Here is a 12,549-nt window from a genome sequence, read left to right on the forward strand (position 1 = left end):
ATATTTCAAATATTATACGCAGTAGGGTCTGCGTATAACCAAGATTTCACTCGTATGAAATCGATACTCTATCAACAGACATTCTGTACAATAGAGGATTAACTGAAACATTCTTAGGAGAACGTGATGTTAAAGAAGATTGCAATAACAACAATTGCCGTTTTGGCAATGGGACTCAGCATTCAAAGTGTATCCGCAAAGCAGGTATTTCGTGTTGGAATGGGAGATGCTATTGACTCCGATCAGGGCGCAATGGCAAAGCAGTTTAAAAAGCTGGTTGAATCTCTTTCCAAAGGTGAAATTGAGGTTGAGCTTTTCCCCAACGGAGCCCTCGGCACCGAAACTGAAATGCTCCAGAATACCCGTCGTGGTACCCTTGACATGGCTTTTGTAGGTGTTGGTAATGCAGTACCTTTCGTCCAGGCTCTTGGCACACTTACCATGCCGTACCTGATTGAAAATCATTACGAAGCCATTCAGGCTACCACCGGTGGTCTTGGTGCACATTGGAATCAGCTTGCAGCCGAAAAAGGTGGCTTTAATATCCTCGGTTGGACTTACTCCAACTTTCGTTACATCACCAATTCTAAGCGTCCAGTTGCAAAGCTTGCTGATGTAAAAGGTCTTAAGATTCGTATCCCTCAAAACAAAGTACTCATGGCCACTCTGAAGTCATGGGACGCAAATCCAGTACCTATGGCATGGTCCGAAACCTTCACTGCTCTCCAGCAGGGTGTTGTTGATGGTCAGGAAAATCCATACATCGTAAACTACACCATGAAGTTCCATGAAGTTCAGAAATATATAACTGAAGTTCATTATCAGTATTCTCTTCAGCCACTCATCGTTGGCGTAAAATCAATGAAGAAATATGACGAAGCCACCCGCGCTCTCCTTATCCGCGCTGGCATTGAAGCTCAGCAATTCTGTATTGCTTTTCAAATTCTTGAGGCCGGAAAAGCTAAGCAGGGAATGATTGACGGCGGTGTTGAAGTAAGCATTCTCGAAGATGAAGCAGAGTGGAAAAAACTTGCTACAGAGAAAGTATGGCCTGAATACTACGATTTCATTGGCGGCAAAGAAAACCTCGATATGGTTCTCGACGCCCTAGGAAAGAAATAACGGCTGATTTATGGGAATGGCGTGGGCTGGTGCTATTACCATCCCACGCCAACATTATGAATCTTCTGGGGAGAATCCCATGTTCAAGTCACTGCTATCTTTCTTAGATAATCTAGAAAGCTATATCTGCCAGATATTACTTAGTTTTTTTGTTGTTATTTTATTTTTACAAATCGCACTAAGGGTTTGTTTCAACTATGTCATTCCCTGGAGTGAAGAAATTTCGAGGTTCGCCTTTGTCTGGTTTGTCTTTTTTGGTGCAGCGTACGCAGCACGACTGGCTGCACATAACAGGGTAACCATTCAGTTTAAACTGTTCCCTCCAATAGTTCAGGATATAGCAGTCATTATAACTGATATCATCTGGATCGTGTTCAACCTCATTCTCATCAAAAAAAGTATTGAAGTAATTCAGGATCTCACTGAGTTCCCTTACATGTCACCGGCCCTTGAGTGGTCTATGGCATATGTATATTGGATATTCCCCATCAGTTTTGGACTAATGACTCTTCGTATTATCCAGGTTGATGTGATGAAATATATATTCAAGATAGACATTAAAGACGTTGATTCTGTCGATCTTGAAGAAGCTAAACAATCCGTCGTAGTAGCAGACAAAGCTTAGAGGAACACAATATGTCAGCAGCAACTATTCTGTTTATCTCCTTTGGCACTCTGCTTCTCATGGGTGCCCCTATCGCTGTATCTCTTGGCGTTGCCGCCATGGCGGCCTTTTTATCTGTGGGCCAGGACTTGTCAACCCTTGTACAGGTTGCCTTTTCTTCAGTTAACCAGTTCCCTCTGATGGCTCTACCTGCATTCGTTTTATCTGGCGCACTAATGGAAACCGCAGGCATCTCCCGACGCCTTGTTAAAGTCGCTGAATCCCTTGTTGGCTCCCTCGATAGTGGTCTTGCGATCTCTACAACTTTAGCCTGTATATTTTTTGGTGCTATTTCCGGTTCTGGCCCCGCAACTACGGCCGCGGTCGGCATGCTCATGATACCAGCTATGATAAATCGTGGTTATGACAAAGGCTACGCGTCTGCTGCAACAGCTGCATCCGGTGGAGTTGGAATCATCATTCCGCCCTCAATTCCTATGGTCATTTATGGTGTAACAGCGCAGGAATCTATCACCGAAATGTTTGTCGCTGGAATTGTACCAGGCTTTCTTATTGCCTTTGGCCTCATCATTGTCCACGTTATTCGGTGCCGCGGCAAAGGATACGGCAAGGGTATGCCAAAAATTTCGTTTGGTCATATTGTTAAAACCATCCGTGAGGGCTTCTGGGCAATCATGGCTCCTGTAGTTATTCTCGGCGGTATTTACTCCGGTTTATTTACACCTACAGAGTCAGCCATCGTAGCTATATTTTATACCCTCTTTGTAGGTATTTTCATCTATAGAGAACTTACCATCAAAGGGATAATGAGTTCACTTCAAACCACAAGCTGGCTTACCGGTCGTGTACTCATCATCATGTTCACAGCCTATTCCTTTGGTCGTCTACTCGTTCAGTACCGAGTACCTGATATAATTGCAGAAGCTCTACTATCAATCACCTCAGATGTGCATCTCATCTGGGCTTTGGTCATTCTCTTTCTGCTTTTCATGGGCATGTTCATGGAGACACTCGCAATCATCATGCTTGTAACTCCTGTACTGTTACCCATTATGGTAGGCCTCGGTATTGATCCAATTCATTTTGGTATCGTCCTCGTATGTTGCTGCGGTGTTGGTTTTTCCACTCCACCTCTTGGAGAGAACATGTTTATCGCCTCTGGTATTGGCGGTGTTACTCTTGAAGAAATTTCACTTAAGGCTCTACCCTTCTGTGCGATTACCATAGGCGTCATTTTTCTCATGGCCTACTTCCCGGATCTGGTCATGTGGCTCCCACGAGTAATGGGTTATTAATTTGGATCGTTAGTGCCTTACTCCTAATTTTCGATAATAAAAAACAAGAAAATGGGAGTATCTATAAAACTGAGAACTTACCCATAGTTACAAGGCACTTATCCCGGCTTATTCCACGTTTACCGGGGTTAGAGAGTAACGGTATCGTTGTTGTAATTGCAGTTCAAAATTGAAGTAAATTTATTTTTCAGTTGTTAGTTACGTTACTAAAAGGACACAAACTATGTCAAATCAAGCCATTCAAACAACCAAAGCCCCTGCCGCTATTGGACCTTACTCCCAAGCGGTTATTTCCGGAGATTTTCTTTTCACCTCCGGTGCACTGCCTATCGATCCTGCAACAAGCACCATGGTTCAGGGCACTATCGAAGACAGGGCCCATATGGTCTTTAAAAACCTCGCAGCAATTGCTGAAGAAGCGGGAACATCGCTTAACAACACTGTCAAAACAACTGTATATCTTGCCAATATTGCTGATTTCCAAGCGGTAAATGGCATTTATAAAGAATATTTTTCAGAACCTTTTCCAGCAAGAAGTGCATTTCAGGTTGCTGCACTTCCTCTGGGAGCTGATCTGGAAGTAGAGGCTGTAATTGCAGTAAAATAAACACGACAACTTGCGTGCAGCAACCGAGCTGCACTGTTATCAAACAACCATAATTACCTAGCCCTCAATGCGGCTAAAGGAGTACCAAAATGGATTTTACTAAATTTGCACGACGCGGATATCTTCAAGGTCAAACCCCTCTCGAGCCAATGGAAAACCTCAGCAAGGCTCTTGGTGGCGATGTAAAACTTTACATCAAACGCGATGATCTTCTCCCAGGTGCTGCTGGTGGAAACAAGACCCGTAAGCTCGACTTCTGTATCGCAGACGCTATGGAAAAAGGTGCTGATACCATTATCACTTGTGGTGCAGTTCAGTCTAACCACGCTCGCCTCACCGCTTCATGGGCTGCAAAAGAAGGTCTTGAGTGTCACCTTGTTCTCGAAGAGCGCGTTAAAGGCAGCTACAAGGAAGATGGCAGTGGTAACAACTTCCTCTTCGAAGTGTTAGGTGTGAAAACCAAACGTGTTGTTGAAGCTGGTTCCGATATGATGGGCGAGATGGAAAAAACCGCAGAAGAACTGAAATCTGCAGGCAAAAAGCCATACATCATCCCTGGTGGAGCCTCTAACTCCATCGGTGCTCTCGGTTACGCCGCATGTGCTGAAGAATTAATGAACCAGATCAACGTATCTGGCCTTAAGGTGGATCACATTGTTGTACCTTCAGGTTCTGCAGGAACCCATTCCGGAATGGTTGTAGGTATTTCTGGAACCAACGCTGGTATTCCTGTGTCTGGTATCAATGTTTCCCGTCCTAAAGATGTTCAGGAAGAGATCGTTTTCAAGCTTGCTGGTGATACCGCAGAACTCCTCGGTGTTAAAGGTGGAGTTGCTCGTGAAGACGTTGTTTGTTACAGCGAATATGTTGGACCTGGTTACTCCATCCCAACTGAAGGAATGATTGAGGCTGTAAAGCTTTTCGCCCAGGAAGAAGCAATTCTTCTCGATCCTGTATACTCAGGAAAGGCTGCTGCAGGACTTATTGACCTGGTTCGTAAAGGCACCTTCCCTAAAGGTTCTACTGTGGTATTTCTCCATACTGGTGGTTCCCCTGCACTGTACGCATACTTGGATACTTTCCGAGCATAGTCCTCCCCATAACTATTAGCGACAGCTGCATCCTCCAGGAGTGCCGGGACATGTCCCGACTCTTTGAAATTCCACTGGCTTTAGCCAGTGGAATTATTTTTTGCCAGCACGTAAACAAATACATAATTTATACAATTCATAATCCCATTAACCGGTTAGGTCGATACAATGAGCGAAAAAATACCAGGAATTATTGGCGGTATGGGCCCTGAGGCTACCGTTGATCTTATGCAGCGTATTATTGCCAATACCCCCGCAGGCGATGACGTTGACCATATCCATTGCATTGTAGATAACAATCCCAAGATACCTTCCAGGATAAAAGCTATTCTAAATGGCGATGGTGAAGATCCAGGTCCTTGTATGGCCGATATGGGTAAAAAACTAGAGGGTTATGGGGCGGATTTTCTCGTTATCCCCTGCAATACAGCTCACTACTATTATGATGATGTCGTAAAAGCGGTGAACATCCCTGTCATTAACCTCATCGATCTGGTTGTTCATCAGGTCGTATCACAAAACCCTGGTATGACGCAGGTTGGAGTTCTTGGATCAACGACCATCGTTATAACCAAATTGTATGAAACCCGTTTTGCCAAGTTCGGTATAGAAGTAGTTTACCCTGACAAACCTGCTCAGGAAGACCTTTTTCAAATTATAAAAAATGTTAAAAGGGGAAACACAGGTGAGACCGTTAGGAAAAACTTTTCAGCCATTGGTGAGCACCTCCAAGCTAAAAATGTTACTCTCGCCATCCTTGGCTGTACAGAACTGGGAATTATTGCAAATGACCTTCCCATAACGTATATTGATGCCGCTGAAGTTCTGGCCCAAGAGATTGTCGAAGTAGTTAAAAACGGTAAGGCTCCACACGTCTGCAGCACCGCTTCTTGACAAAGGAAGTTGCAACAATTAACTAGCAAACGAATAGTTTGCTAGTTTATAATAATAACAATTTGAATAATCAGGGAGAACAACTTGGCAGCTGACGCATCTTCAATGAAGTCCCTTGTGGCTTATCAAAAAATAAGAGATCTGATTCTAGATGGTCAGAAGTTACCGGGTTCAAGACTTATCCTCCAAGACCTTGAGAATGAGCTCGAAATTGGCCGTGGTCCTATCAGAGAAGCTCTTATGAGACTCGATCGATCTGGACTTGTAAAGAATATTCCCTACAAGGGTGCTATTGTTGCTAGTCCTCCGAGCCAAAAAGAAATCTATATTCTGTTTGATATCAGACAGGATCTGGAAGTCCAGTTGATATGCGAGGCTATTAATAACTTAACACCTGAAAAACTGGATTCTATCGTTCAGCTCCATAACCAGATGCAAACAATTGACTCAGGTTTTTACAATCTTGACAGGCAGTTTCACCGTACAATCAATGATACAGCCAATATGCCTCATATTTCTGCGATTGTTGATAAACTTGTAGAATCCGTGGAAGCATTTCTGACGATTTACATGCAAGATACAGCTGACAAACAAAAATTCATTGAAGAACATGCTCAGATTGTTGCGGCCTTACAGGCTGGAGATATTGACCTTGCGGCTGAGGCTATGAAAGCAAACGTACTGAGTGGTCTTGAAATTGTTGAACGAACCTTGTCTCGATTTATCATCAAGTAACCCGTACATTTGACAATTATCCGGCTCTACATTCATTGTAGCCATCAGCAGCATACTCCTGAGCCTACCCAACTTTTTATCATCCCAGAAAAAACTAACCTATTTTCATTAGATTATTAGCCTAGATATAAGGAAATAAATGACTATCACACGTATGGAAACAAAACAAAGAATGAGCAGATGTGTCATTCACAATGACACTATCTACCTCTGCGGACAGGTTGCAGAAGATTCTACAAAAGGGATCAAGGAACAGACTGAAACAATGCTGGACAAGGTTACAGTACTTCTTGAGCAAGCCGGCAGTGATGCGAAACATATACTCTCAGCAACCATCTATATCAAAACCATGGATGATTTTGCAGACATGAATGCAGTTTGGGATAATTGGGTTCCTGAAAACCATGCCCCTGCCCGCGCCTGCGTCCAGGCAAGCATGGCAAGAGAAGAGCTCTTAGTAGAGATATCAGTAATTGCTGCAGTAATAAAATAGCTCACGTACAAAGGCTCCTCAGTAAGAACTGGTCCCTGTCTTTCAACCAGTGGCCAGAGTTTGTAGTTATAGCACATATCTTCGTTTTTCTGCCTCTCCCCCCATGGGGGAAGATTTTTTTCAAGCTACAGCTTTAGCCAATTTTTCCAAATAAACCTCCTCTGATATTTGATCGTCCAATGAGTTGTGGTGTCGAATCGAATTATATCGTAGCATAAATCTTACTATTCCTTGTTCAAGCTCATCAGGGAGTGTTGTTACGAATAGCAGGAAACATCCAAAGCTCTGGTGTTATTGCAATTTTGAGAGATTTCATATGTGAAATCAGTGTTTTCATGAAGTTCATATATCTCCTCTAAACCTGATGTTTCTCTTTGGCCCACCATATATCAAGCTTCTCTTTGAGAGATATAGAGGTATGATAGATATGATTTCAGTAACTTAATCAATGAAACATTTAAGGATTGATCTGAGAAACTTTGACTAATGGACGCAATGACCTGTACTTGAGTTGACGTCCTCCCAACGTTGGAAGACAAGGAGGACCTTACATGTGAGATGACCTGAATAGGTTTTGGAAAGACATTGATTAACTACAGCCATTTTGCTAGATTTAATGTGATGTCATCGTCACATATCTTCTCTTCTATTATTTTTTACTTCTTTCTATCGGCAATAAAAATACAGTGAACAAAACATCCGAAACCAGTACTAAAAAGAAACGTGTCTCATCGGGGATACCTGAACTAGACCGGCTCATGGGCGATCTGTATATCGGTGATAATGTTCTGTGGTACGAAGATGTCAGTAGTTTCTCATCCGCATTCTGTCTGAGTTTTATCAAAGAGATACTGGGCCGGAAGAGGCCGCTAATCTATGTGACCTTTGATCGTTCACCTAAAAATGTGGTTTCTTTCCTCGGGTCGCAGGCTGAAAGTCAGAACCTGATAATTCTTGATTGCTTTACTAACGGCAAGGGAGATGGATCAGAAGTTTTCAACAAGTTCTATGAAAAAGATGGAGCCCTTTGGCCCTATAAAGTTATCAAAGTAAATGATCCTACGAGCCCGGGCCGTGTCGGCGAGGCTATATACGGTCTACACAATACTCTCTCTGGAGACGTACACTTTATTCTGGATAGCCTTACTGGGATGCAGTCTCTTTGGGGGGGAGAAGATCATGTTATTGACTTTTATGGCAAGACTTGTCCTCGACTCTATGAACTCGATACTATCGCTTACTGGCTGATCGAGAAAGGAGCACACTCCAACAGACTTAAAGCAAACATTAACAAAATAGCACAGGTTGCAATTGATCTTTCTGTACGCAGGGGAAAATCGACGCTCAAAATTCTCAAGGCAGAAAAGCGGAGTTCCAAATTCCTCAATGAACATCATGAGTATCTCTGCGAGGGCTCAAATGTAATTTTTGAAAGAGAGAGGCAGCTCAAACCTAGATTTGACCTTGGAGCAAAAATAAAATCTACCCGCCTTATGCGTGGTATTTCACAAAAGGAGCTCGCAGGGCTTACGGGAGTGACTCCAAGTACAATTTCACAGGTGGAAAAAAACCATATCTACCCTTCGCTTCCCGCCCTGTTTCGCATAGCTGAAAGTCTTTCTGTTGATGTAGCCACGTTATTCAAGGAGCATGGAACGAGGCAAAATGTCTATGTGTATACTGCGGACAGCCGATCAGTTACCAGCTTGGCGAAAATTGTAAAAGACAACGCTGAAGCGGAATTGTTGTTACCGCCAGATATCGATACACCAGCTGAAGCAACAATTATACGAATTCGAGCTGGTAAAAAATTGGCAGGCCATTTTGGAGCCCATAAAGGAAAAGAATTGGGCTATCTCATTTCTGGACAACTGGAGATGACTGTTGATAGCCAATCATACAAAGTTAATCCGGGCGATACCATTTATTTACAAAAAGATATACCTGGCAGTTGGAACAATACATCTGACCAGGTTGCGGAGCTTCTCTGGCTGAAGTTCAAAGAATAACGCGGATCGTGATTTCGCTTATAATTTAAATCTTGCTCGTTAGGATATTGAGGTATAAATCAAAAAATAGGCACATCGAGCAGGTATCAAGATGTGCCTTGTACATTATCGTTATTTTTTATTATCTCTTGAGAATTGCTTCAGCCGATTCTTTTTGAGCTTCTGTCAGGAACGAAATCCCTGTTTCTACTTCTGTTTCACGGTTGGCACTGAACAAGTCATCCCTTGAAATCTCTGATAAATTGAATTTTCGCACACCAGCCATCAATTGCTGCAAGCCGCAAGAGAGCTTATCAACATAGCCTGCTATAGCCACTGCACCGAAAGGTATATTCTTCATTTCATCAGCGCCAACTTTTTGTTTTACATCTTCCCAGGCCGAGAATATCTCTTCTGGGTACTTACCAAAACTTTTTACGGTTTGGGGTAGTTCGTCCCAATTTCCATTTACTTCCGTTCTTCTCTCTGGGTAGAAAGCTCCTTCAATGTTGCTGCCGAGATATCCGGGAATCATCGGAGCACGACCCATGCAGACAAGTTTTGTGTAAGGAGCACCTATAGCCAGAGCTTTAAAAATATGATCCTCCCGGGCAAAACCGCCGGCAAAAGAAATATCTGGAACTTTAATACCTTTATCGTCAAGAATCTTGCAGTAATCATAGGCTTTGGCGTGTAATGCAAGTGATGGTACGCCCCAGTGTTCCATCATATTCCATGGACTCATACCAGTTCCGCCACCTGCACCATCAATGGTTAGCAAGTCAAGTTTGGCATCCGCAGAATAACGAATTGCCATGGCAAGAGCCTCCATACCATAAGCGCCTGTCTTTAATGATATTCTTTTGAATCCAATGCTTCTTAAATAATCAACAGAGCTCATAAAGGATTCACGAACTTGGTCAACGGTATCGAGATCAGTAGCCCCAAGTCTGCTATGCCTGGCAAAGGATGTGATGGCACGACGCTCAAAGGCTGCCTGCACTGTAGGATCAGTCGGATCAGGATCGACGACATAACCTCGCTCTTTAAGGAAAATAGCATAGTTAATCGATTTGACCTGGATTTCACCGCCGATTACCTTGGCTCCTTGTCCCCACTTGAGCTCGATTATTACGCCATCTCCGTATTTGTTCATGACGTATTCTGCGACCCCATTTCGGGTATCTTCAACATTGAGTTGAACAAAAATAGCTCCATGGCCATCATCATAACGCTTAAATATGTCGATGCGTCTATCTAATTCAGGGGCTGAAGTAATTTTTCCACCACCTAATTTTGATTCTTTATCAACACCAACGACGTTTTCACCAATAACAATAGGAAACCCGCAAATGGCTGCACCTGTGGCAAAGGAATTCCAATATTTGGTGGCTATAAAGGTTGATCCCAGAGCCCCGGTCATAATGGGTACACGGCACTTCACCTTGACCTCATTACCATAAACTGTTTCGGTACTGGCATTAGGAAAAACGCAGTCATCAGGATCTTTGGTCATCCCCTGACTTAACCCACTGGACCCATAGGCATATCCTTGAATTCTTAGGGCATGATACCCCAGGCCAAGTGAAGTTACATTGCTTGATCCAGAAGTAATTTTACCGAAATTTCTTGGATAGAGCATCTTGCGCCCCCTTAACGAAGACATCCAGGTTTCACACTTACCTTTGCAATCAGAGCTGCAAAGAGTGCATAATCCGGATTCACAGGGATTACCTCTGTTAGTGGTACCAAGAGCATCATTTTTTTTAGGCCATTGAATCATTTGGTGGTCTCCTTTTCTGGTTAAATGAATACCGAAATCATCTTCTGTGAGTCAATCTAGCTGGACACATGCCATGAGCGCTGTAGAACAATAACGAGTCAAGACTCAACAGGAATTTCTTTGTAAGCATTGGTGTCTAGTGCATTCTGGATTTATTGAAACGTATAGAAACCTCCTGTTACAAGTAGTGATTTTCAGAAATCAGAGGCCAGTTGCGGTGTTGTGTGCGGGCAAAAAAAAAGGCATCTGTCCTCTGGGTAGAAGGATCAGACACCGTTGTCTTAATCGTACGAATAAACTACACGCCTTTGTGCAGGTTGGGTAATATTTGGCTGTTTAATTTAGCTGCACTTAATTGAGTTGTCAAGAACAATCCTTTTTTGAGGTAGATCACACGGTAAATATTGTACTATGAGCCTTTTGCAAAACGAGGATTTTCGTCTAAAATCTAGGCCTGTGAAAAATTTTACCCCAGGCATATAGTTAATATTCCGAGGATAAAATTTGTACAAAACAAAGATATTGGCCGCAAAGACACTTTTACAAGTGGCTCTTATGTCAAATGAGTGGAGGGAAGATGAGGTTGGGCGAAGAGGCAATTTCTTCAGGTAGCCTTAAAGCTCTTCCGACAAGATCAGCGCTTCAGCTATTTCCAACATGGATTTACGGGTATCCATACTCCGTTTCTGAATCCAGCGATATGCTTCTTCGCCATTCATACTACGACGATCCATAAGAATCTCTTTTCCCCTTTCGATCTGCTTTCTTGTCTGAAGTTCTTGCTCAATAACTCGTGTTTTTACAATAAGCTCGGTGTTATGGATGGCGACAGCAGCTTGACTTGCGACAGCGCTGAGCATGTTGATATCTGTTTCAGAGAATTTGTAGGGCTGGCTGGTAAAGCAGTTAAGTACACCTATAACGTTGTCCTCCTTACCCTGCAGGGGAATACTCACCATTGAGACTAACCCTAGCCTACTGGCCATCTCTTTTTCCTTGAATCTATCATGATTTTTCACATCATCAATGACATATGGTCGTCGGGTGGAAAGTACATATCCAACAACGCCTTCATGAAGTCGCAATGCCCTGTCTTTAACATATTCAGGCTCAAAGGATTGGGTAGCTTTTAATTTAATTAGAGGCGGATTCTCATTATCATCGACAAGCCATAATGAACATATCTCAACTCCTGTAACCTTGGCAGTTACCATTACAATCAGCTTAAACAAATCCTCTAAAAAAACATCAGAAGTGATGGCCTGACTAATATCCATTAGCGCCTTAACATAGTGGTCATACGTGTGTTGAGTGGATTTGTTCATACAAGCCTATGTTCTAAAGAGATAGACATGAGTGACATTTTTTGTCGCGTATGTCTGTTTGTTTGTTGTAACCATATGGTGAAAAAAGTCAGTTACTGTTCTCCAGATAGTTCAATCCTTTTTGGGTGATAAGGTTATATTGCAGGTCGGTGTCAGTTTGTATGATACCAAGGCTATCCATGGTTTTTAGAATCCTATGGAGTTTGGCAAATTGTATATCCATTATTTTTGCAATAGCAACAGTAGGAACAAGTTGGGGCTGCGGGGTGCGTAAATTATCCGAGAGAATGGCAAGAACTTGAAGCTTATGTTTGTATAAGGACATAGCGACCTCCTGCTGGAAGATAAATCGAAATTAGAATACTTATGAATGTTCATGTTTATACGTTATTATCACTGGATAACCGTATAATAAAATATCGATAGCCGCAATCATATTATTAACCACAGGTAAATATTGTGCCAATTATTTAGCACAAATAAACCTCTGTTCTTCTAGAACAGCATATCTTGATATTTGACCGGGATATTCCTGTGCAGTTACAGTTTTTCGACACTTCAATTCATGTATAGGTAAACCTCATTGAAATC

The 12,549-nt window shown here is 42.6% G+C and carries 12 protein-coding genes; 9 read left to right on the plus strand and 3 right to left on the minus strand.

Translation table 11 applies throughout. From position 1 onward, the window contains the following. Positions 1-126 precede the first annotated feature (126 nt). The 9 genes from ACX6CI_RS09495 to ACX6CI_RS09535 all read left to right on the plus strand — a co-directional run bounded on the left by ACX6CI_RS09495 (position 127) and on the right by ACX6CI_RS09535 (position 8,871). Complete coding sequence (locus ACX6CI_RS09495; RefSeq protein ID WP_458777921.1) at positions 127-1,122, plus strand: TRAP transporter substrate-binding protein; 996 nt, start codon at positions 127-129, stop codon at positions 1,120-1,122. Positions 1,123-1,201: 79 nt separating this feature from the next. Further along, entirely contained in the window at positions 1,202-1,747 is a 546-nt protein-coding gene (locus ACX6CI_RS09500; RefSeq protein WP_458777922.1) for a TRAP transporter small permease, read from the plus strand. 11 nt (positions 1,748-1,758) lie between these two features. Then, entirely contained in the window at positions 1,759-3,042 is a 1,284-nt protein-coding gene (locus ACX6CI_RS09505) for a TRAP transporter large permease (RefSeq protein ID WP_458777923.1), read from the plus strand. 223 nt (positions 3,043-3,265) lie between these two features. Next, complete coding sequence (locus tag ACX6CI_RS09510) at positions 3,266-3,649, plus strand: RidA family protein (protein WP_458777924.1); 384 nt, start codon at positions 3,266-3,268, stop codon at positions 3,647-3,649. 89 nt (positions 3,650-3,738) lie between these two features. Then, entirely contained in the window at positions 3,739-4,740 is a 1,002-nt protein-coding gene (gene cuyA, locus ACX6CI_RS09515) for a D-cysteate sulfo-lyase (protein WP_458777925.1), read from the plus strand. Between the two features lie 168 nt (positions 4,741-4,908). Next, on the plus strand, positions 4,909-5,634 hold the full coding sequence (gene cuyB, locus ACX6CI_RS09520; RefSeq protein ID WP_458777926.1) for a cysteate racemase: 726 nt from the start codon (positions 4,909-4,911) through the stop codon (positions 5,632-5,634). An 84-nt stretch (positions 5,635-5,718) separates the two neighbouring features. Then, positions 5,719-6,369, plus strand: a complete 651-nt coding sequence (locus ACX6CI_RS09525; protein ID WP_458777927.1) for a GntR family transcriptional regulator — start codon at positions 5,719-5,721, stop codon at positions 6,367-6,369. Positions 6,370-6,508: 139 nt separating this feature from the next. After that, a complete protein-coding gene (locus tag ACX6CI_RS09530) occupies positions 6,509-6,862 on the plus strand; it encodes a RidA family protein (RefSeq protein WP_458777928.1) in 354 nt (117 codons plus the stop codon). A 686-nt stretch (positions 6,863-7,548) separates the two neighbouring features. Further along, positions 7,549-8,871, plus strand: a complete 1,323-nt coding sequence (locus tag ACX6CI_RS09535) for a helix-turn-helix domain-containing protein (protein ID WP_458777929.1) — start codon at positions 7,549-7,551, stop codon at positions 8,869-8,871. A 121-nt stretch (positions 8,872-8,992) separates the two neighbouring features. Here ACX6CI_RS09535 and ACX6CI_RS09540 read toward each other — a convergent pair whose 3' ends face one another. The 3 genes from ACX6CI_RS09540 to ACX6CI_RS09550 all read right to left on the minus strand — a co-directional run bounded on the left by ACX6CI_RS09540 (position 8,993) and on the right by ACX6CI_RS09550 (position 12,283). After that, on the minus strand, positions 8,993-10,633 hold the full coding sequence (locus ACX6CI_RS09540) for a glutamate synthase-related protein (RefSeq protein WP_458777930.1): 1,641 nt from the start codon (positions 10,631-10,633) through the stop codon (positions 8,993-8,995). A gap of 614 nt (positions 10,634-11,247) precedes the next feature. Next, positions 11,248-11,958, minus strand: a complete 711-nt coding sequence (locus ACX6CI_RS09545) for a GAF domain-containing protein (RefSeq protein WP_458777932.1) — start codon at positions 11,956-11,958, stop codon at positions 11,248-11,250. Between the two features lie 88 nt (positions 11,959-12,046). Further along, positions 12,047-12,283, minus strand: coding sequence for a hypothetical protein (locus ACX6CI_RS09550; protein WP_458777933.1), 237 nt, complete (start codon positions 12,281-12,283; stop codon positions 12,047-12,049). Positions 12,284-12,549: the final 266 nt, after the last annotated feature.

The organism is Desulforhopalus glucosivorans (assembly GCF_054397165.1).

What these genes read in the sequence shown, in the direction of transcription:
- ACX6CI_RS09540 (WP_458777930.1), bottom strand. Translation starts at nt 10,633, where the DNA reads ATGATTCAATGGCCTAAAAAAAATGATGCTCTTGGTACCACTAACAGA.
- ACX6CI_RS09500 (WP_458777922.1), top strand. Translation starts at nt 1,202, where the DNA reads ATGTTCAAGTCACTGCTATCTTTCTTAGATAATCTAGAAAGCTATATC.
- ACX6CI_RS09530 (WP_458777928.1), top strand. Translation starts at nt 6,509, where the DNA reads ATGACTATCACACGTATGGAAACAAAACAAAGAATGAGCAGATGTGTC.
- ACX6CI_RS09510 (WP_458777924.1), top strand. Translation starts at nt 3,266, where the DNA reads ATGTCAAATCAAGCCATTCAAACAACCAAAGCCCCTGCCGCTATTGGA.
- cuyB (WP_458777926.1), top strand. Translation starts at nt 4,909, where the DNA reads ATGAGCGAAAAAATACCAGGAATTATTGGCGGTATGGGCCCTGAGGCT.
- cuyA (WP_458777925.1), top strand. Translation starts at nt 3,739, where the DNA reads ATGGATTTTACTAAATTTGCACGACGCGGATATCTTCAAGGTCAAACC.
- ACX6CI_RS09495 (WP_458777921.1), top strand. Translation starts at nt 127, where the DNA reads ATGTTAAAGAAGATTGCAATAACAACAATTGCCGTTTTGGCAATGGGA.
- ACX6CI_RS09550 (WP_458777933.1), bottom strand. Translation starts at nt 12,283, where the DNA reads ATGTCCTTATACAAACATAAGCTTCAAGTTCTTGCCATTCTCTCGGAT.
- ACX6CI_RS09545 (WP_458777932.1), bottom strand. Translation starts at nt 11,958, where the DNA reads ATGAACAAATCCACTCAACACACGTATGACCACTATGTTAAGGCGCTA.
- ACX6CI_RS09505 (WP_458777923.1), top strand. Translation starts at nt 1,759, where the DNA reads ATGTCAGCAGCAACTATTCTGTTTATCTCCTTTGGCACTCTGCTTCTC.